A 19,346-nucleotide genomic window follows, 5' to 3' on the forward strand; every position below is an offset into this window, starting at 1 on the left:
ATATATATCATATCGAAATCTCGATCTGCAGCGGCGATCGGGATTTTTGCATGGGGGAGCGTATGCCTATATCCTAATTGGGGATTAGACATATAAATAATCGGGAGAGCGGCAACCGATGTTTTCGGTAAAGCTCTCTCAAATCCAAGTACCGGAGGCAGCAGATGAAAATCACGGATACAAAGCTCCAAGGCGTGAAACGGATTGAACCGGCCGTTCACCAAGACCATCGGGGATTTTTTATGGAAAGTTTCAATGATCGAGTTCTTAAAGGATGCGGCATTAACGACCATTTTATTCAGGACAATCACTCGATGTCACGTGAGGCAGGTGTTATTAGAGGGCTGCATTACCAACTGTCTCCCGAGGGACAGACGAAATTGATCCGCGTTGTAAGCGGGGCGATCTATGATGTGGTCGTTGATATTCGGTCGGGCTCCCCTACCTATGGACAATGGCAAGGTTTTATCTTATCCGCAGCCAATTTCATTCAACTTCTCGTTCCCAAAGGGTTTGCCCATGGTTTTTGTACTCTTGTTCACGATACGGAGGTCATATACAAGGTCGATGCCTACTATTCGCCAGAGCATGATCGGGGAATAGCCTGGAACGATCCGGATCTCAATATCGATTGGCCTGTGAACAAACCTGTTCTCTCTGACAAAGATTCAAAGCATCCTCGATTGGCTTTGGCAGAAAATAACTATGTATACGAGGGGTGAGGTCGCATGAAGATCGTTGTCACAGGCGGTGCGGGGTTTATAGGCAGTAACTTTATACGATATATGCTGTCTCAACATCCGAATGACGAATTTATTAATGTGGATAAACTAACGTATGCCGGCAATTCAGGAAATCTGAGCGAAGTGCGGACGAATCCCAAATATCGTTTTGTGAAAGCGGATATCAGAGATCGGGCAGCTTTAGAACCCCTCTTTAAGGAGGGGGTTGATGCGGTCGTTAATTTTGCGGCTGAATCCCATGTCGACCGCAGCATTTTGCAGCCTGAATTGTTTGTCTTGACGAATGTGGCAGGAACTCAGACGCTCCTCGATCTGTCGAGGCAATATGGAGTCGGCAAGTTTGTCCAGGTCTCTACTGATGAAGTCTATGGCACGCTGGGAGCCACCGGCCTATTTACCGAAGAATCACCGCTTCAACCGAACAGTCCGTATTCTGCAAGCAAAGCAGGCGCCGATTTGATGGTTCGAGCTTATTATGAGACGTTTGGATTACCGATCAATATCACGCGCTGTTCAAATAATTACGGCCCATATCAGTATCCTGAAAAGCTAATACCGCTTATCATTTACAATGCTTTGCATAACAAGCCCCTTCCGGTATACGGCGACGGTTTGAACGTTCGCGATTGGCTGTACGTGGAAGATCATTGTCGAGCTGTTGACCTGGTTTTGCGCCAGGGCGTCGACGGCGAAATATATAATATCGGAGGACATAATGAACGGAATAATTTGCAGGTTATTCGAACGATCCTGTCTGAACTGAACAAACCCGAAACCTTGATTCGGCATATCCAAGATCGTCCCGGACATGATCGCCGCTATGCGATAAATGCAGATAAGATAAGGAAGGAACTCGGTTGGGCTCCACAATATCATTACGAAAGCGGCATTCGTGAGACGATTCGATGGTATCAGAAGAACCTGGCTTGGGTGGAACAAGTGCTTGAAAAGTCAGCAGACAGCGGTCATTAAGAAGGACTTCTTTAATTGAATGGATTAGTTAGTTAATGAAATGATCGCCGATGATTCCATCGGCGTTTTTTGTGCATAAATGGCCTGTAGCGCATTTTTCTCCATGTTAAAACCTTTCAGCATACCGCCTTTGTCCCGAGGTCATCCTATACGATGTTATTACATTCATTATAGAGATGGAGGATGAATCATGGTTAAATCCAAGGCCCTCAACCTGACCGTCTCCACGGCACTGCTGCTCAGTATGGCTGCAGTAGCAGGGTGCGGTAACGCTAACGACGGCAACACGACTCGTACGAACAATGTGGACGGTGGCCGTATCGGCGTGAATTCCGTACGTAACAACCAGAACGTCGGCAGCACGCAGCAGCATGACTTGTCCAACCTGAAATACAGCAAGGCGCTGTCGAAAAAAGTTTCGGATATCAGCGGCGTAGGATCGGCGCATGTATTCGTAACGAACCGCAATGCCTATGTTTCGCTGTCCAGGGACGGCATGAACACGAGCAACATCAATGGTCGCGTGACAGGCATGAGCACTGGGGCGAATCGTTCCGCTGACGGCGCGATGAACGGCACCATGAACGGCACGATGAACGGCACAAACACAACGAATGTCAGAAACCGTACTTTCGGTACTTCGGGCACAGGTACCGTCGGTCTTCTCCGTGGTATGGCTAATGACACCCGACGTGCGGTAGATAACACGACAGGTCTCGGCCGCAATGCCGATAACCGCGGCTTCGGTGTGAACGGAACGACAACCAATGGCGGCTTTGGCGGAAGCAATTATAATACGTTAAACGGCACGCGCACGAACGGTCTTATGGGAACTAACGACACGCGTACCAATACCTTTACCGGAACAAACGGCGCAACCAACGACACGTACATGGGAACAGGCATCAATGGCGTTCCTTATGGGACCTACAACAATAATATGGGCATCATGAGCAACAATCGTGAAGAAGTGCCTCAGCACCTTCGTCAGGAAATTACGAGCAAAATTCGCAAGACCGCTCCGCATATCAGTCAAGTATATGTTTCCTCCGATGAGGAATTTTATCAGCATGCCAATCGATTTGGAACGGACGGGAATGCGGCGAACACGGTTGGAACGCTTTCGCGTGATTTCGGCTCTTGGATCAACCGCGTTTTCCCGTTGAACCTTGGCGGCCGAAACGGCATGAACGACACCCGCGGCAACCTGATGAAAAACGATACGGACGACGGTTGGTTTGGCGGCAATCGAAACAGCCGGTAAAACCCTTATACCAAAAGGAGCTGCCCATTAGGATTGAAGTCATCCTAACTAAGGCAGCTCCTTTGCTTATTTGCAATGCGTGTTAAGGTAGCGGATTAATGCTTGCGTACTCCTTGAATCCAAACGCCTTGCAGCTCCAGGTCGCTGGAGAGCACCAGGACGTCGGCAAGTTTGCCGGACTCAAGGGAACCGGTGCGATTATCGATGCCGATTTTTCTGGCGGGATTGAGGCTTCCGACCCGGGAGGCCTGCTCAATGCTCAAACCGACCTCTCGGACCAGCAGCTGGAATCCTTTGATCATCGTCAGCGTGCTGCCAGCCAGGCTCTCCCTGTTGCTCTTGAGCGTGGCGATGCCGTTCTCGACAACGACCGGCAAATCGCCAAGCGTATATTCGCCGTCAGCCATTCCGGTAGCGGACATCGCATCGGTGATCAGAATCAGGTTGCCGTCCTGTTTCATGCGGGCCAGAATCCGAATGGCAGCCGGGTGAACATGGATGCCGTCGGCGATGATTTCGCAGCTTAGGCGATCATCGCCCAGCATCGCACCCACCACGCCAGGCTTGCGGTGATGCAGTCCTGTCATCGCATTAAACGTGTGCACGCCATGGCTAAGTCCTGCCTCAACGGCCGCCTCCACTTCCTCGTAGGTGGCATCCGTATGACCCAGTGCGGCCACGATCCCGTGGCTGCTGAGCCAGGAGATGGCCTCCAGCGCTCCTTCGCGCTCCGGTGCCAGGGTCACCTGGCGGATCAGATCCGGGTATGTGGACACCCATTCTTCCAGCCAGTCGATATTGGCATGGACGATATGCTCCGGATTTTGTGCGCCTGGCCATTTCGGACTGATGAAAGGGCCTTCCAGATGTGCGCCTACCAGTTTGGTATAAGGCATGCCTTGGCTGCGGTAGTCGTTAACTTCCCGAAGCACATGGTCGATGGCTGCCTTCGGCGCCGTCATCGTGGTGGCGAGCATGGACGTGGTTCCCTGGGAGCTGTGGAACGACGTGATTTTATCCAGGACATCCTTACTTGCATCCATGAAATCTTCGCCGTTGCCGCCGTGCACGTGGATATCAATAAATCCGGGAATAATGTAGCCGTCGGGTTGGTTGATCACTTCCGCTGCAGCCTGTTTAAGCTCGGCAGGGAGCCCGGAAACATCGCCGGCGTAAGCAATGTCCTCACCTTGGATCGCCAGCACGCCGTCTGCACAGAAGCCGTCTGGCGTCAAGACTTGACCGTACAACAATTGGACCGAATCTTTGCGTTCGCTGCTCATACCAGCAGTCTCCCTGCGCCTTGATCCAGAAGGACGACAACGTTCGGATGACATTGAAGCAGCGATGCCGGACACTCTGTGGTAATCGGCCCCGTCAATGCGCGGTGTACGATTTCCGCTTTATCCTCTCCTCGAACGAGCAGGAGAATTTGGCGGGCCTTCATGATGGTGGCAACGCCCATGGTAATCGCGTGGGTCGGGACATCGTCCAGGGTTGGGAAGAATCTTGCATTCGCGTTGCGTGTTTTTTCTTGCAGCTCAACCACATGGGTACCGCCGCTTAAGGATTCGCCAGGCTCGTTGAAACCGATATGTCCGTTATGTCCAAGGCCGAGGAGCTGAAGATCAACCGGCCCGTATTCTTCGAGCATTTTGTCGTAATTCAGGCATTCTGCTTCCGGATCGGCAGCATTGCCGTTCGGCACATGGGTGCGATCCATCTGGATGTCGACATGATTGAAGAACTTCTCATTCATGAAAGTGCGGTAGCTCTCGGGATGATTCTCCGGAAGGCCTACATATTCGTCCAAATTATACGTCGTGGTTTGGGCGAAGCTGACCAGTCCCTGACGGTTCATTTCAATCAGCTTGGCATAGAGCCCGACCGGCGTGCTTCCCGTAGCCAGTCCCAGCGTGGCGCGCGGATTGGTGTGCAGCAGGCTGGAAATCAGGTTAGCGCCTGTTTGCACGAATTGTTCTTCGTCGCGGAATGTGTAAATATTCATTGGTTATTGTCCTCCTCGGCTTTTGCGATAATTTTGAACATTAAGATATGATTGCTCCAGTCGGGGGACATACGTGGAGAAGTCCCGGCTGGCCATTCCCATGAATAGGATGTCTATAATGTGAAGCTGAGCGATACGCGAAGCCATATCACCCCGGCGCATTCCTTCCTCGAGCGACGATGAATACAGCGTAATATCCGCGAGGGCGGAGATCGCGCTGCTCCGGTAAGAGGTGATGCTGATCGTGAAGGCGCCGGCGTCTTTGGCACAGGCCAATGCATCGATGGTCTCCGGCGTTTCGCCGGAGTAAGAAACGGCAACGGCCACATCGCTTGAGGTCAGTGTGGAGGCTGACGTGATCTGCATATGGGAATCCGCAAAAGCGGTGCAGTTTTTTCCGATCCGGATCAGCTTCTGGTAAAAGTCCTGCGCCACGATGGAAGAGGTCGCCACGCCGTACAGATCAATGCGTTTCGCGCGGCACAGGGCATCCACGGCACGCTCCAGCTGACCCAGATCAAGCAGCTCCGTCGTATCCCGGATGGAAGTCAGATGATTGGATTCGATCGCCTCGACGATCCCGGCCAGCGGGTTGCCCGCCACGATGTCCTGATAGCGCGTGTTTCCCGTGCGCGAGGCCATTTCGGCATGAGCGATCTCGGCCGCAAGCTTGAGCTTAAAATCAGGATACCCCTTACACTGAAAATTCTTACAAAAACGGGTTACGGTGGCAGCGCTGACCTCGCACCGATCGGCAAGATCCTTAATGCCCATATGCACAATCTCGGATGGGGCTGTCAAAATGAATTCCGCGAGCCGTCGTTCCTGACGGGGCAGACTTTCCTTTTCGACAGAAATAATATGCAAGATTGGTGTCATCACAAGCCTCCTTCAAGGTTCCCGGTGAGCTTATTGCCTGGGCATAACGAATGGGATTCCGTTCTGAAAATTATTTTAAAAAAAATGAAAAAATGAAGAAAATAATTTTAACACCCCCATCATAGACCAACAAGCGGTGGGAAGCAAGGATAAAAATCGCTGATACGGGCCAAACGCCCAATTTATTCGCCTCTTTCGCACCTTCCCCCCTGATCTGACATAAGATGAGTTGACTGTATCCCTTAACCTTGTTAGACCACACATACCCGGGCAAGGAGGGGTGACACCATTGAAGGGGACCGACCATAACAGCAAGTTCTTGTTAACCCACCGTGAACGCGAAGTGTTTGAATTGCTTGTGCAGGACAAAACGACTCGCGATATCGCCGGGCAGTTGTTTATTAGCGAAAAGACGGTGCGTAACCACATCTCCAATGTCATGCAGAAATTAAACGTCAAGGGCCGTTCGCAAGCTGTCGTTGAGTTGATAAAACTCGGTGAGTTGAAGATCTGACACCATGCCGGTTGCATGAACGAAAGCACAGCGAAAGCCTTCCTTCCCGTTAGCTCGGGAGTGAGAAGGCTTTTTTGTGTTTTGGCTCCAAGAATCCGGTTATCGATGGTGACGGATAAGCAGCAGGAACCTCTATTAACAATGAAGATATGGTAAAATGTTCGCAGTTGGTATTGGAGGCAGTACGATCGTTTGGGTCGAGCTTGGAATGCAACCCTGCATTTCGTTTTGTAGCTGTTTTGTACAAATAGCCTGCACATGTCGGAGGTGGAATAAACATGGGGTGGATGATCGGGATTACGGCCGGCGCCGTTTTGGTCCTCTTGGTATTGATTGGGTTTGGACGCAAGCGAAGCAGCGGAAGAAAGGGCAATGTCATCCAGCTGAAATCCAAAACGCGAACGAGCAGCGGGCAGCGTGGACAAGCCTGCAGCAAGTGCCGCCGCAAGCGCCCGCTGACTTTTTATGCGGATGATTCCGGTGCCGTAAGAGGGCTGTGCACCGATTGCAAAAAGGAGCTGGGTCGTCATCAGAAATTGTATCCCGTATAGCGGAAGTTTCAGCGGTATATAAGAGGAAGTGCGAGGGAAAAATAACCTGCCCGCACTTCCTCTTTTTTATAGTAATAAAGTACATATAGCTTCCGCCCCTGCAGATGAGCGAGGACTCCCTAACTTCTTCAAGATTGTGTATAGTGAATTACAGTTCCAAGCGAAAGGGAGGGTAAGAACGTGAACAGGTTTGGCAGGCTGAATACGCTGCGGAATCAAATCTTCCTCGGGTTTATGCTGGTGATGATCATCGTGTTGGCATTAGTCGGGGTTTTTGTATATGACCAGGTTTCCGCCCTTCTGCGCAACAGTGCCGAGAAACATATCCAGCAGACGGCCGTGCAGGCCACGGGCAAGCTGGATGCGCTGCTTAAGCAGGTGGATACGCTGACGGCCCAAGTGTCCACGAACGCAACGGTTCAGCGTTATCTCGCGCAGGAGACCGCAGGTCATCCGATTACGTTCGGAGAACGGCAGTCCCTGCAGCAGGAAGTGCGCAAGTATGAGGCATACGCTACGGGCATCCGGTCGCTTGAATTGTATACAACGGATTATCGGCGGCTGTTCCCGCTCGACGAAGGCAGTTTGACCAGTCGGGTCGGGGTCGATTGGATTATAGCGGCTGACAAGGGCATGGGGAAGCTGGTATGGTTCGGCCAGGATCCCCGGGATCCGGACGTGGTGGTAGCGGTACGCCGAATCCGGCTGATCGACCATTCTTTTGCGCATGGCGGATACCTGCTCGTGAAGCTGGAGAAGGACTATTTTGCGCTAACGGATTCTGCCGGCGGCATGGGCAGCGATTCGCGTGAAACGATGGGGCTGTTTGATCAGGCGGGCCATGAAATCTCGTCGGATTTTGCGACGGCGGTGGATTCGAGGGCGGTTCTGCACCGCGAAGGAGAGACCGTCACGGTCGGCGACGAGGACTATATCGCCGTACAGAGGCAGTCTGCGGCAACGGGCTGGAATTTGGTCATCCTGACGCCAGTAGACTATACGACCGAAGGGATATCGGTGCTGCGGACCGCGATTATCGTATCCGGAGCCGTCGGTGCGCTGCTGTTTCTGATCTTGAGCTTTATACTGACGACGATGATTATCCGGCCGATTCTGAATTTGATCAAAGCCATGCGCGGCGTGAGGCTGGGAACGCTGAAGCCCATTGCCGTCACCTCGAAGACGATGGAGATCAATGAGCTTAACAATTCGTATAACCAGATGGTGGATTCCCTGAACGAATTAATCGAGGTCGTGTATCAGAAGGAGATCATACAGAGCCGGACGGAGCTTAAAGCGCTGCAGGCGCAGATCAATCCGCATTTTCTTTTTAACACCTTGGAAGCGTTTTACTGGGCGCTCGACGATCAAGGCGAAGAGGAACTGGCCCAGATCGTGGTCGCCATGTCGGGATTATTCCGCTACGTCATCAACCGCAAAGACGAGGATGAATGGGTATCGGTGCGGGACGAGCTGGATCATGCCGAACGTTATTTGATGATTATGAAAATGCGGATGCTCGACCGGTTATCCTGGAGAATCGAGGCGGACGAAGCCAGCAAGAACGTGCCGATTCCGAAGCTGCTGATCCAGCCGATCGTGGAAAATGCGATCCTGCACGGCGTTGAGCAGCGACTGGGGCCAGGCACCGTCATTGTGCGCGCGCAAGCCTCCGATCAACCGGGCTACACGGTTGTTTCGATTGCCGACGACGGGCCCGGGATGGACGAGGAGACCGTAGCCTCGTTATATGCATCCATGGAAAAAGGGTATGCGGAATCCGCTAAAAAAAGCGGCGTCGGCATAGCCAATGTCGAGCAGAGAATCCGGCTGTATTACGCTTCCGAGCAGGCCGGCCTGCGCATTCACAGCGTGGTCGGTCAGGGGACGACCATTTCATTTCAAATACCGAACGATTTCCCGGCTATCGACGGGGAGGGGGAAAAGCATGAAAACGATACTGATCGTGGATGATGAACCAAGAACGAGGGAAGGGGTAAGAAAGACCCTGGAGGCGTGGTCGTCCGGCCGATGCAAAATCGTGACGGCTACAAGCGGCGTAGAGGCGCTGGAGTGGCTGCAGGAGCAGGTGGCGCATCTGGTGGTAACGGATATCCGCATGCCGGAAATCGGGGGGCTGGAGCTGATTGAGCGATTGCATGAACTGGAGCATCCGCCAGTCATTATCGTCATATCCGGCTACTCGGAGTTCGACTATGCCCGCAAAGCGCTGCAATACGGGGTCGTGGATTATCTGCTGAAGCCGCTGGATAAGCGGAAGCTGGTAACCGCGGTTGAATCGGCGCTGGAACGGCGGGAAAAGATCGATCGGATTGAGCGGATGGAGAAACTGGTCGACCCCAAGCTGCTGGAGGCGGCGCAGCAGGATAAGGGATACAGCGTCCAGGTGCAGGAAGCGCTGAAGTACGTGGATCAGCATCTTCAGGAACCGGTATCGCTGAAGGAAGTGGCGGAAGTGCTTCATCTGAATTCCAGTTATTTCAGCGTGCTGTTCAAAGAGCAGACCGGGCTCACGTTCAGCGAGTATCTGACGCGCCGCAGGGTGCAGCGGGCCAAGGAACTGCTGGCGGGGACGCCGCTGCCGATCTCGGAAATTGCGGAGAAGGTCGGATACCAGACGGCGAAATATTTCGTGAAAGTGTTCCGGGACCTTGAGGAAGTAAGCCCGAGCCAATATCGCCAAAGCGTATCCGATAACGGAGAGGAAATCCAATAAAAGTGGAATTAGTCCCAATCATTATGACCTTATACAATCTTCCCCTCACTGATAAAATTTGATTAAAGCGGTTTCATAACGCGAATAGCATACTAGAAAAGGGGTTGTAAACGTGTTCAATAAAAAATGGACGGTTCTGCTTTTGACATTGTGTCTCGCTCTGGTTGCAGCCGGCTGCGGATCGAACAGCAGCAGCACGGGAGAATCGGGCAGCGGCGCTAGCGAAGGCGATAAAGTTACGGTAAACTTCATGCACTTGTGGCCGGCGGGCGTCTCCGCGGGACAGAACAAAATCGTGAATCAGATCATCGAAGAATATCAAAAAGAGAATCCAAACGTGACGATCAAACAGGAAGTTCTGGATAATGAGCAATACAAAAACAAACTGAAGGTGCTTTCCGCATCGAACGAGCTTCCGGACGTAGGCGTGACCTGGGCAGCCGGATTCCTGAAGCCGTACGTGGAAGGCAACCTGTTTGCACCGGTCGACGATTTGCTGGACGGTCAGCTGGGCGACAAGTTCGTGGCGGGCACAACCGAGGCTTATGCGATTGACGGCAAAACGTATGCGCTTCCACTCGAGTTCAATATCGCTCCGGTTTACTACAACAAAGCGATATTCGAACAACACAACCTGGAGATTCCGCAAACCTACGAAGAATTCAAGACGGTCGTGAAAACGCTGTCCGATAACGGAATTGCTCCGATCGCGCTCGGCAACAAGGATCGATGGACCGGTTCGCTCTGGTACATGTACCTGGCAGACCGGATCGGCGGACAAGAAACGCTGGCCGGTGCAATCAGCGGCTCTGGCTCGTTTAAGGACGAATCGCTCGTCAAGGCAGCCGCCGAAGTTCAATCGCTGGTCGAAGGCAACGCGTTTGTCAAAGGCTTCAACGGCTTGTCCAACGAGGAAGCGAAGTCGGAATTCCTGAACGGCAAAGCGGCCATGTACATGATGGGTACCTGGGAGCTGCCGAACTTCACGACGAATGAAGAGATTCCGCAAGAATTCCGCGACAGCGTCGGATTCTTCAAATTCCCGACCGTCGAAGGCGGCAAGGGCGATATTAACAGCTGGGTAGGCGGACCGGGCGTCGGCTTGTTCATCGGCGAAAACTCGAAGGTGAAGGAAGAGTCCAAGAAATTCGTGGAGTATTTCGTGACCAAGTGGGGCGAGCAGTCGGTAACGGGTGCAGGCGTCATCCCGGCAACCAAGGTGGATACCTCGGCGCTCGAGCTTCCACAGTTGTACATTGATCTGTTCGATGAAATGAACAAAGCTAGCAGCATTACCTTGTTCGCGGATGTGCAAATGCAGGCGAATGCCGCCGAAACGCATCTGAACATGATCCAGGCGCTCTTCGGCAAAGCCGTCACACCTGAGAAATTCTCCGAAGAGCATGACGCAGCGATTTCCAAAGGGAACTAAGACTCGGGACAACGATGAAACAGGATGCGATTTATCCGGCAGCGATGCCGGATAAATCTTTCCTCAAGACCATAGGAAGAAAGGAGTCGGACACTTTGGATAAAGTGATGTCCAACAAAAAAATCATCGCGCTGTATGTTCTGCCTGCACTGCTTGTGATCATGGCTGTCGTGTATATTCCGATCATGCTAACCGCCTATTACGGACTGAACGAATGGAACGGAATCGGTGCGATGACCTTTATCGGGCTGGATAATTACCAGGCCCTGCTCTCGGACGGCAAGTTCTGGGACAGTGCATGGCACTCCCTGCTGTTAGCCGTATTCTCGGCTGCAAGCCTGATGATTTACCTGGCCGTGGCGATGGTGCTGGCCTCCAAGATCAAAGGCGCCAACCTGTTCCGCAAAATCTATCTCATTCCGATGCTGCTGTCCTCCGTTGCCATCGCGCAGCTTTGGCTGCGCATCTATCACCCGACGAACGGGATCGTGAACAGCTTCCTGGAGTCCATCGGGATCACGAACCCGCCCGCATGGCTTGCCGAACCGTCGCTTGTATTATTTGCATTGTTTATTCCGATTTTGTGGCAGTATGCCGGTTTTTATATCTTGATCTATTATGCAGCCTTGAAGAATATCCCGGCCTCGCTGGTTGAAGCAGCTAAAATCGATGGGGCAACCTCCTTCCAAATAGCGTTCCGAATCAAGCTTCCGCTCATCATGGAAGTGATCAAGGTGACGATCGTGCTGGCGGTGGTAGGTTCTTTGAAATACTTCGACCTCATCTTCGTCATGACGGACGGGGGCCTAACGGCGCGAGTGAAGTCATGGCGTCCTACATGTATCATACGGCTTTCCGCGCTTATGATTTCGGTTACGGCAGCGCGATCGGGTTCTTCCTGCTTGTGATCTGTCTGATCGTAACGTGGGTCATTCGGAAATTAACGGCATCGAAAGAAACGATCCAATATTCATAAGGAGGGATGCTTCATGATATCCGGAGCCACAGGACAGCTCCAAGAAGGGCGCGCCCGTTCCGGAAACGGAGCTGGAGGCAGGATTGGATACGCGCTGTTGTACATCGTGCTGATCGGCGTAGCCGTATTCCAGCTGTTCCCGCTCGTATGGCTGCTGCTGTTCTCTTTGAAAAACAATCAGGAAGTATTCGATCTTCCGCCTCTGTCCCTTCCGATGAATCCGCGCTGGGAGAATTACGAGAAGGTATGGAGCGCCGGCAACATCAGCGTTTATTTTCTGAACAGCGTGTGGATCACCGTTGTCGCGACTGCGCTTACGGTCATTCTGGGAAGTCTCGTCACCTTCGCGATTACGAGAATGAAATGGAAGGGCAGCTCATTCGTGCTCGGGTTGTTTATGGTGGCCATGATGATTCCGGTTCACTCTACCTTGATTCCGCTGTTCAGCATTTTTAACAAGGTCGGTTTGACCGATCATCCGGTTTCATTGATATTGTCGTACGTGGCTTTCAATATGCCGATCACGATCATGATTCTGCTCGGATTCTATTACACGCTGCCGAAGGAAGTGGAAGAGGCGGCGGTCATGGACGGCTGTTCGGTTCACCGGGTCTTCTTCCGGATCGTGCTTCCGATGACGGGCTCGGTGCTGGCGACGACTGCCATCATTAACATGATTTATAACTGGAACGAATTTATCTTCGTGAACACGTTCATCAGCTCGGATATGTTCAAGACGCTGACCGTCGGCGTCCAGAACTTTATCGGTCAGTACACGACCGATTGGGGCGCTATCGGCGCAACCCTGATGATCAGCATTTTGCCGATCCTGCTGATGTTCCTTTTCCTCAGCGATCGTATCGTGGAGGGCATTGCGGCGGGTTCTGTTAAAGGTTAAGTTTCTTCGAACTCATTAATATTCGGATAAAAAAAACGAGCCGATTCAAGGGATTTCTTGGAGCGGCTCGTTTTCTATTGCATAATGTTTGGCTTGCAGGGCCGCTTGCCATAAAAAAGGCATCCAAGGTTGGATTAACCTTGCGGATGCCCCGTACATGATGAAACTAACTTTTGCCTGCCGAAGCCTGTCGTTTAAACCCATCCCAATGCCCGCGCCGCCTGGGCGACCAGGAAGGTCACGCCGATGGCGATGGCCGTCGGAATGGCAAAGGACAGGAACGTCCACTTCGCGCTTTTCGTTTCCTTCCAGATGTTGACGATCGTGGTTCCGCAGGGGTAATGGAGCAGCGAGAACAGCATCATGTTCAGCGCGGTCAGCCAGGTCCAGCCTTGGTCCAGGAAGATTTGCTTGAGGGCAAACATATCCTCCACCTCCGTCAGGGAGCCTGTTGCCAAATATCCCATCAGAAGGATCGGCAGCACGATCTCGTTCGCGGGAAGCCCGATGATAAAGGCCATCAGAATGAAGCCGTCAAGTCCGAGCGCGCGTGCAAACGGGTCAAGGAAGCTTACAAAGTGAATCAGGATGCTGGAATCCCCGACGTAGATATTGGCCAAAATCCAGGTCAGCACGCCTGCGGGCGCTGCGACGATGATGGCTCTGCGCAGGACATAAATCGTTTTGTCGAGCGTAGACCGGAGTATGGTATTCAGGATTTTCGGTTTGCGGTATGGCGGCAGCTCCAGCGTGTAGTGGGAAGGAACGCCTTTCAATGCCGTCTTCGATAATCCCCATGACACCGTAAGCGTGACAACGACGCCGATCAACACCATGCCCATGACAACGGAGGCGGTCACGAGCGTCTGGGCTCCTCCCGAAAAGCCGGCCGCCATGAACAAGGAAGCCAGCAGGATCAAAGTCGGCCAACGACCGTTGCAGGGCACGAAGTTGTTGGTCAGAATGGCGAGCATCCGCTCCCGCGGCGATTCGATAATCCGTGTCGACATAATGGCGGCCGCATTACAGCCGAATCCCATCGCCATGGTGAGGGACTGCTTGCCGTGCGCTCCCGTTTTTTTGAACAGTCGGTCCAGGTTAAAGGCTACCCGCGGCAAATAGCCGTAGTTCTCGAGCAGCGCGAAGGCCGGGAAGAAGATGGCCATGGGTGGCAGCATCACGCTGACAACCCAAGCGGTTCCCCGGAACAACCCGAGTATCAGCACGCCATGGAGCCAGTCGGGAGCATGGATGGCCTGAAAAGCCATGGTCAGGTATCCTTCAACCCAGCCAAAGAAACTGGCCAGCATGGAAGAGGGCACGTTTGCCCCGGCGATCGTCAAGTAAAAAATAACGCCGAGCATGGCCAGCATGATCGGGAATCCCCACAGCTTGGAGGTGAAGATGCGGTCCAGCCGCTCGGAACGGTACAGCAGCTCCCGGTTGGTTACGGTGACGGCGTCGCTGCACAGCTCCCGGGATTTTTTGAATAATTCGCCCACGATGTCTTCCCGGACATCCTCAACCTGATCAGAAGGAATGGCCGCTGTTAGAGCTTCCAAGCGCTTTAGCTGTTCCAAGTGAAATCCCCCCTTTATCCGCGGCCTTTAATCTCTCTTTCAACGTCGCAATCAGCTTGCGGTCTCCGTCGAGAAAGCGGATGGCCAGCCATCTGGCCGGATATTCGTCTCCGACAACGTCTCGTAATTGGGACTCTAATCCCGAAATTTGCGCCTCCAGCTGTTCGTTGTATTTCATCCGGTAGGGCTTAGTCGGAGTCTGTCCCGAGGACATCAGCAGCAGCTGTTCGGACAATACGTCCAGCCCCTCGTTGTTTCTGGCCGATATGGGAATGACGGGAACGCCGAGCTGATCCGCCAGCTTGCGCGCGTTAACCTGGATTCCTTTTTTCTTCGCTTCGTCCATCAGATTCAGGCAAACGATGACGCGGTCGGTCATTTCCAGCACTTGAAGGGCCAGGTTAAGGCTGCGCTCCAGCGCGGTTGCATCCAGGACCAGAAGGGTGACGTCCGGTTTCTCGAAAATAATATAATCGCGCGCCACTTCTTCATCGGCCGAGTTGGAGAACAAGGAGTACGTCCCGGGCAGATCGATGAACTGGAAGCGGGCGTCTTTGTATTCGTAATGGCCGCTCGCGAGACTGACCGTTTTGCCGGACCAGTTGCCGGTATGCTGCTTCAAGCCGGTGAGCGCATTGAAAAGCGTGCTTTTTCCCGTGTTCGGGTTGCCCGCCAGCGCGACGGTATACGTTCTCATGATGATATCACCTTACCCCATATTAACTGGCTCTCTTCTTTTCTTAACGCAATGACGGTGCCTGCTACTCTATAAGAGGTAGGATCCCCGAGCGGGCTGGCCTTCAACACTTCGATGACGGAACCCGGAACGAAACCGAGGTCCAGAAGCCGCCGTTTATGTTCGCCGCGGATATCCACCTGTTCAATCAAAAATCGCTCTCCGAGAGCTGCCTGATGCAGATGCTGCCGATGTTTTGTCTCATCCATAAAGTTTAACCTCTCCCTAATAAATTGGGCCGAGCATATATTGTTTCCTTGAAGCAACTTTATGCCTATAGTATGACCGAATGCGTGTATTGTCAACTGGATTCATCAGATATTTATTCCAGTTTCATGCGGATGGTCCACATGCAGCTTCCCTTGGAACTTCCATTTTATGCTTGAAAGGGAAGCAAGATGCGTGTAATATGTATATATGAGCAATTACTCATATAAATAAGGGGGATTCCTATATGGTTTGGGATGTTATCGTAATCGGAGCGGGACAGGCGGGATTGGCATCCGGCTATTGGCTGCAGCAGGCGGGGATGAAGTTTCTGATGCTGGATCGGGGATCGGAGGCGGGGGAGGTTTGGAAGACGCGGTATGATTCCCTGAAATTGTTCACGCCCAGAACGCATAGCGCGCTATATGGGATGACTTTAGAGGGGGAACCGCACGGGTTCCCGGATAAAGATGAAGTGGCTTCCTATTTGAAATCCTATGCGGCACGGTTCAGGCTGCCCATTCAGTTCGCGACGAATGTAACATCGGTCCGCAAGGAAGGTGGAATGTTTATCGTCGATACCGATCGCAAAAGCTTCCATACCAAGGCGCTTATTATCGCAACCGGACCGTTTCAGCAGACTAGAATCCCTGCGTTTGCAGCCTCTGTTCCGGGGGATGTTCTCCAGCTGCACTCGTCCGAGTACAAGAGGCCTTCCCAGCTTCAAGAGGGCGATGTGCTTGTCGTTGGCGGCGGAAACAGCGGGGCCCAGATCGCGGTGGAATTGTCCGGGGACCGGGAGACGTATTTGGCGCTTGGGCAGCCGCCGCGGTATTTGCCAATGGCTCTTTGGGGGAAGGGGATGTTCTGGTGGCTGGACAGGCTCGGCGTTCTCTCAGCCAGCAGTTCCTCCTGGGTGGGACGCAAGCTGAGGGGCATGGGGGACCCGATTTTCGGATATGAATTGAAACAAGCGGTCAAGTGCGGTAAAGTGGTGTTGAAAACGAGAGCCGTTGGTGCCGGCGCTTCCGGCATGCGATTCGAGGATGGGACGGCGTTAAAGGTCCGGAACATCGTCTGGGCTACCGGCTTTGCTGCCGGCTATGATTGGCTTCATATAGAGCAAGCGTTGGATCGCAAGAAGGCACTTATTCATACACGCGGCATCAGTCCGGTGAAGGGGCTGTATTATGTAGGTTTGCCTTGGCAGACGCATCGGGGCTCCGCGCTGCTGGCAGGAGTTTCACGGGATGCCCGCGAAATCGTTCAAGCCATTATGGAGAAGAGGGGATAAGTTTATGGAAAAAGAACACCATGAGCTGCTGCACGAAGATCAGGCCATGGAAGCGTCACGACTCCTGAAGGCCATTTCGGATCCGACGCGGATCCGGATTCTTCATCTGCTCTCACAGGAAGAATGCCCTGTCGGTCATATTGCCGAGGTGCTTGGCATGAGTCAGTCGGCGGTATCCCATCAGCTTGGCTATCTGCGAAGTTTGAGACTGGTCAAATACCGAAGGGACGGAAATATATATTATTACACGTATGAAGATGAGCATGTTATCGGGATTTTGCAGCAGGTGTTGGACCATATCGCTCATTAGAACATCCCGTCCTATTGAGGCTTGACATTCCGGCCGCACGGCTGTAATGTATTGGAAAATGAAATTCCGTGAATAACCATCATCAAGGACATGAGAATGCAAGATTCGGCGAGACAGAGAGGAAGCCCCCGGCTGAAAGGCTTCTCCCCGCCAGGCTGCATTCTTCCTACCTTGTAGTTGCCCGCCGTAACCAAGCGGCGCCGGTTTGGCCCGTTACCGCCGCATGAAGCATCTTGCTAGAAGCGTCCAGACGGTCTGCAAGATGGAATCAGGGTGGTACCACGAGCACATTCGTCCCTAGGAGGAGGCGAATGTGCTTTTTTTGCGTGCGGCTGGTGCTTATTCATGGATAGTAGAAGAAGGAGTATGAGGAAGATGCGGCAAAGCCAATTATTGATGACCACGATGCGCGATGTGCCGTCCGAGGCGGAAGCACTGAGCCATCAATGGATGCTCCGCGGCGGATATATCCGTCAAACGGCGGCAGGGATCTATTCGTACCTGCCGCTGGGCTGGCGGGTCTTGCGGAAGATCGAAGCGATCATCCGGCAGGAAATGGACGCAGCAGGCGGGCAGGAGCTTCTCATGCCCGCTGTCCAGCCCGCCGAGCTGTGGAAGGAATCGGGCAGATACGACGTATACGGCGCGGAGCTGATCAGGCTCCATGACCGCCATGACCGTGAATTCGTGCTTGGACCAACCCATGAAGAAGTGATTACGTCCATCGTACGCCAGGAGATTTCCTCGTACCGGAAGCTGCCGGTCAACCTGTACCAGATTCAGAGCAAATACCGGGATGAGCGACGCCCTCGTTTTGGCCTGCTCCGGGGCCGGGAATTCCTGATGAAGGACGCGTATTCCTTCGATCGGGACTGGGAGGGACTGGACGCGTCCTACCGGAACATGTATGACACGTATGAGCGAATCTTTACCCGTTGCGGTCTGATGTTCCGGGCGGTGGAAGCCGATGCCGGCGCGATTGGCGGACAAGGGGAGACCCATGAATTCATGGCACTGGCCGACATAGGGGAGGATACCGTTGTATCCTGCAGCGATTGCCGTTATGCGGCGAATTTGGAACGTGCGGAGTCTGCGGCTCCGGGGGAGCCTGATGCCATGCGGGATTCCGTAAAAACCGGCGGCAGCTCAGCTATGGAGCGCATATTCACTCCTGGAGTGAAGAGCATTCAGGAACTGACGAATTTCCTCCAGGTGGGTGCGGAGCAATTGATGAAGACGCTGATTTACCGCGTGGACGGGGAACTGGTTGCAGTGCTTGTCCGCGGCGACCGGGAAGCGAACGAGACCAAGGTGAAGTCCTACTTGGGAGCTGAAGCAGCGGAAATGGCGAGTGCCGAAGAGGTCAAACAGGCGACAGGGGCACCTGTCGGGTTTGCGGGACCGGTTGGCTTACAACTAAAGATCATGGTCGATCATGAAGTGGCCGCCATGGCGGAGGGCATTACCGGTGCCAACCAGGAGGACACCCATCTGAAGGGAGTCCGCCCGGGACTTGATTTCTCGGTGGAGTACGTCGGCGATTTCCGGAATGTGGCGGAAGGAGAGCCTTGCCCGCGCTGTGGAGCACCGCTGCAGTTTCATCGCGGGATTGAGCTCGGGCATGTTTTTAAGCTGGGAACCAAATATAGTGACGCCATGAACGGCAAGTACCTGGATGCCGACGGCCGGGAAAAACCTCTGATCATGGGATGCTACGGTATCGGCGTTTCCCGCGTCATGGCGGCTATTGCCGAACAGCGAATTTCGGATGGACGTTTGGTCTGGCCGATGTCCGTCGCTCCGTTCAAGGTCCACATCATCCCGGTTGCGGTGAAGGATGAGACCCAGATGCAACTGGCCGAGCACATCTATCGCGAGCTGAGCGGTGCTGGTCTTGAGCCTCTTTTGGACGACCGGGACGAACGGGCCGGGGTCAAGTTTAAGGATGCCGACCTTGCGGGCGCTCCGCTGCGCATCATCGTCGGGCGCGGTGCGGCTTTGGGGGAGGTTGAATGGATGGGCGAGGATGGAATCAAGTTTAGCATGCTTGCCGAGGAAGCAATCCAGCGTTCCCGCGAGGAGGCAGCCCGTCAGCTGAAGTGAATGCTGTGGAGCCTCTCAGTATGAGGCGAGGATTCATGTAGTTGGAGGAAGATGAGAAGGAATGAGCTTCGAAGATCATGAAGTTGCAGAACGTGCAATTCCCGGAGAGGGATTTCGTGGATCGAAAAGAGAGTTTGCACAC

At 53.3% G+C, this 19,346-nt stretch carries 18 protein-coding genes and 1 pseudogene; 13 read left to right on the forward strand and 6 right to left on the reverse strand.

Features of this window, described 5'->3' with window-relative positions; translation table 11 throughout:
* Positions 1–164 precede the first annotated feature (164 nt).
* The 3 genes from rfbC to P0X86_RS07885 all read left to right on the forward strand — a co-directional run bounded on the left by rfbC (position 165) and on the right by P0X86_RS07885 (position 2,979).
* Positions 165–722, forward strand: a complete 558-nt coding sequence (gene rfbC, locus P0X86_RS07875) for a dTDP-4-dehydrorhamnose 3,5-epimerase (protein WP_277748274.1) — start codon at positions 165–167, stop codon at positions 720–722.
* A gap of 6 nt (positions 723–728) precedes the next feature.
* A complete protein-coding gene (gene rfbB / locus P0X86_RS07880; protein ID WP_277748275.1) occupies positions 729–1,715 on the forward strand; it encodes a dTDP-glucose 4,6-dehydratase in 987 nt (328 codons plus the stop codon).
* 190 nt (positions 1,716–1,905) lie between these two features.
* Positions 1,906–2,979 carry a sporulation protein gene (locus P0X86_RS07885; protein ID WP_277748276.1) on the forward strand — a complete coding sequence of 358 codons (1,074 nt, stop codon included), beginning with the start codon at positions 1,906–1,908 and terminating at the stop codon, positions 2,977–2,979.
* A gap of 95 nt (positions 2,980–3,074) precedes the next feature.
* Here P0X86_RS07885 and nagA read toward each other — a convergent pair whose 3' ends face one another.
* The 3 genes from nagA to P0X86_RS07900 are packed head-to-tail and all read right to left on the reverse strand — an operon-like array spanning position 3,075 to position 5,866.
* Positions 3,075–4,262 carry an N-acetylglucosamine-6-phosphate deacetylase gene (gene nagA, locus P0X86_RS07890; RefSeq protein WP_277748277.1) on the reverse strand — a complete coding sequence of 396 codons (1,188 nt, stop codon included), beginning with the start codon at positions 4,260–4,262 and terminating at the stop codon, positions 3,075–3,077.
* The gene (nagB, locus tag P0X86_RS07895; protein WP_009591745.1) at positions 4,259–4,987 is read right to left on the reverse strand and encodes a glucosamine-6-phosphate deaminase; all 729 of its coding nucleotides are present in this window, start codon (positions 4,985–4,987) and stop codon (positions 4,259–4,261) included. Before nagB ends, nagA begins: the two co-directional genes overlap by 4 nt.
* A gap of 3 nt (positions 4,988–4,990) precedes the next feature.
* Positions 4,991–5,866, reverse strand: a complete 876-nt coding sequence (locus tag P0X86_RS07900) for a MurR/RpiR family transcriptional regulator (RefSeq protein WP_277748278.1) — start codon at positions 5,864–5,866, stop codon at positions 4,991–4,993.
* Positions 5,867–6,155: 289 nt separating this feature from the next.
* On the opposite strand from P0X86_RS07900, the gene P0X86_RS07905 reads away from it, so the two are divergent.
* The 7 genes and pseudogenes from P0X86_RS07905 to P0X86_RS07935 all read left to right on the forward strand — a co-directional run bounded on the left by P0X86_RS07905 (position 6,156) and on the right by P0X86_RS07935 (position 12,974).
* On the forward strand, positions 6,156–6,380 hold the full coding sequence (locus P0X86_RS07905; RefSeq protein ID WP_006208732.1) for a helix-turn-helix domain-containing protein: 225 nt from the start codon (positions 6,156–6,158) through the stop codon (positions 6,378–6,380).
* A 278-nt stretch (positions 6,381–6,658) separates the two neighbouring features.
* The gene (locus P0X86_RS07910; protein ID WP_277748279.1) at positions 6,659–6,931 is read left to right on the forward strand and encodes a hypothetical protein; all 273 of its coding nucleotides are present in this window, start codon (positions 6,659–6,661) and stop codon (positions 6,929–6,931) included.
* A 180-nt stretch (positions 6,932–7,111) separates the two neighbouring features.
* Positions 7,112–8,905: a cache domain-containing sensor histidine kinase gene (locus P0X86_RS07915; protein ID WP_277748280.1), complete on the forward strand. Its 1,794-nt coding sequence runs from the start codon at positions 7,112–7,114 to the stop codon at positions 8,903–8,905.
* Positions 8,880–9,668 (forward strand): response regulator transcription factor, encoded by a 789-nt coding sequence (locus tag P0X86_RS07920; protein WP_192569344.1) that lies wholly within the window; start codon positions 8,880–8,882, stop codon positions 9,666–9,668. The genes P0X86_RS07915 and P0X86_RS07920 overlap by 26 nt, the downstream gene beginning before the upstream one ends.
* Positions 9,669–9,780: 112 nt before the next feature.
* The gene (locus P0X86_RS07925; RefSeq protein ID WP_277748281.1) at positions 9,781–11,100 is read left to right on the forward strand and encodes an extracellular solute-binding protein; all 1,320 of its coding nucleotides are present in this window, start codon (positions 9,781–9,783) and stop codon (positions 11,098–11,100) included.
* Positions 11,101–11,195: 95 nt separating this feature from the next.
* Positions 11,196–12,076: pseudogene (locus P0X86_RS07930) on the forward strand (carbohydrate ABC transporter permease).
* A 13-nt stretch (positions 12,077–12,089) separates the two neighbouring features.
* Positions 12,090–12,974 (forward strand): carbohydrate ABC transporter permease, encoded by an 885-nt coding sequence (locus P0X86_RS07935; protein ID WP_096775370.1) that lies wholly within the window; start codon positions 12,090–12,092, stop codon positions 12,972–12,974.
* Between the two features lie 194 nt (positions 12,975–13,168).
* On the opposite strand, the gene P0X86_RS07940 is transcribed toward P0X86_RS07935, so the two are convergent.
* The 3 genes from P0X86_RS07940 to P0X86_RS07950 are packed head-to-tail and all read right to left on the reverse strand — an operon-like array spanning position 13,169 to position 15,499.
* Positions 13,169–14,554, reverse strand: coding sequence for a nucleoside recognition domain-containing protein (locus P0X86_RS07940; RefSeq protein ID WP_481858280.1), 1,386 nt, complete (start codon positions 14,552–14,554; stop codon positions 13,169–13,171).
* A complete protein-coding gene (locus tag P0X86_RS07945) occupies positions 14,505–15,251 on the reverse strand; it encodes a FeoB small GTPase domain-containing protein (RefSeq protein WP_096775371.1) in 747 nt (248 codons plus the stop codon). Before P0X86_RS07945 ends, P0X86_RS07940 begins: the two co-directional genes overlap by 50 nt.
* Positions 15,248–15,499 carry a FeoA family protein gene (locus tag P0X86_RS07950; protein WP_015733973.1) on the reverse strand — a complete coding sequence of 84 codons (252 nt, stop codon included), beginning with the start codon at positions 15,497–15,499 and terminating at the stop codon, positions 15,248–15,250. Before P0X86_RS07950 ends, P0X86_RS07945 begins: the two co-directional genes overlap by 4 nt.
* Before the next feature lie 245 nt (positions 15,500–15,744).
* Between P0X86_RS07950 and P0X86_RS07955 the strand changes: the two genes are divergently transcribed.
* From P0X86_RS07955 to P0X86_RS07965, 3 genes are all read left to right on the forward strand, one after another.
* Positions 15,745–16,791 (forward strand): flavin-containing monooxygenase, encoded by a 1,047-nt coding sequence (locus P0X86_RS07955; protein ID WP_277748282.1) that lies wholly within the window; start codon positions 15,745–15,747, stop codon positions 16,789–16,791.
* Positions 16,792–16,795: 4 nt separating this feature from the next.
* Positions 16,796–17,101 carry an ArsR/SmtB family transcription factor gene (locus P0X86_RS07960; protein WP_009591630.1) on the forward strand — a complete coding sequence of 102 codons (306 nt, stop codon included), beginning with the start codon at positions 16,796–16,798 and terminating at the stop codon, positions 17,099–17,101.
* Positions 17,102–17,476: 375 nt separating this feature from the next.
* Positions 17,477–19,204 carry a proline--tRNA ligase gene (locus tag P0X86_RS07965; RefSeq protein WP_277748283.1) on the forward strand — a complete coding sequence of 576 codons (1,728 nt, stop codon included), beginning with the start codon at positions 17,477–17,479 and terminating at the stop codon, positions 19,202–19,204.
* The last annotated feature ends 142 nt before the right edge of the window (positions 19,205–19,346 follow it).

Source organism: Paenibacillus sp. BR1-192 (genome assembly GCF_029542445.1).
Classification (GTDB): Bacteria; Bacillota; Bacilli; order Paenibacillales; family Paenibacillaceae; genus Paenibacillus_AQ; species Paenibacillus_AQ lautus_A.

Coding starts and splice junctions, on each gene's coding strand:
- P0X86_RS07920 (WP_192569344.1), top strand. CDS start 8,880: ATGAAAACGATACTGATCGTGGATGATGAACCAAGAACGAGGGAAGGG.
- rfbC (WP_277748274.1), top strand. CDS start 165: ATGAAAATCACGGATACAAAGCTCCAAGGCGTGAAACGGATTGAACCG.
- P0X86_RS07885 (WP_277748276.1), top strand. CDS start 1,906: ATGGTTAAATCCAAGGCCCTCAACCTGACCGTCTCCACGGCACTGCTG.
- P0X86_RS07955 (WP_277748282.1), top strand. CDS start 15,745: ATGGTTTGGGATGTTATCGTAATCGGAGCGGGACAGGCGGGATTGGCA.
- P0X86_RS07960 (WP_009591630.1), top strand. CDS start 16,796: ATGGAAAAAGAACACCATGAGCTGCTGCACGAAGATCAGGCCATGGAA.
- rfbB (WP_277748275.1), top strand. CDS start 729: ATGAAGATCGTTGTCACAGGCGGTGCGGGGTTTATAGGCAGTAACTTT.
- P0X86_RS07950 (WP_015733973.1), bottom strand. CDS start 15,499: ATGGATGAGACAAAACATCGGCAGCATCTGCATCAGGCAGCTCTCGGA.
- P0X86_RS07945 (WP_096775371.1), bottom strand. CDS start 15,251: ATGAGAACGTATACCGTCGCGCTGGCGGGCAACCCGAACACGGGAAAA.
- P0X86_RS07965 (WP_277748283.1), top strand. CDS start 17,477: ATGCGGCAAAGCCAATTATTGATGACCACGATGCGCGATGTGCCGTCC.
- P0X86_RS07900 (WP_277748278.1), bottom strand. CDS start 5,866: ATGACACCAATCTTGCATATTATTTCTGTCGAAAAGGAAAGTCTGCCC.
- nagB (WP_009591745.1), bottom strand. CDS start 4,987: ATGAATATTTACACATTCCGCGACGAAGAACAATTCGTGCAAACAGGC.
- P0X86_RS07935 (WP_096775370.1), top strand. CDS start 12,090: ATGATATCCGGAGCCACAGGACAGCTCCAAGAAGGGCGCGCCCGTTCC.
- P0X86_RS07910 (WP_277748279.1), top strand. CDS start 6,659: ATGGGGTGGATGATCGGGATTACGGCCGGCGCCGTTTTGGTCCTCTTG.
- nagA (WP_277748277.1), bottom strand. CDS start 4,262: ATGAGCAGCGAACGCAAAGATTCGGTCCAATTGTTGTACGGTCAAGTC.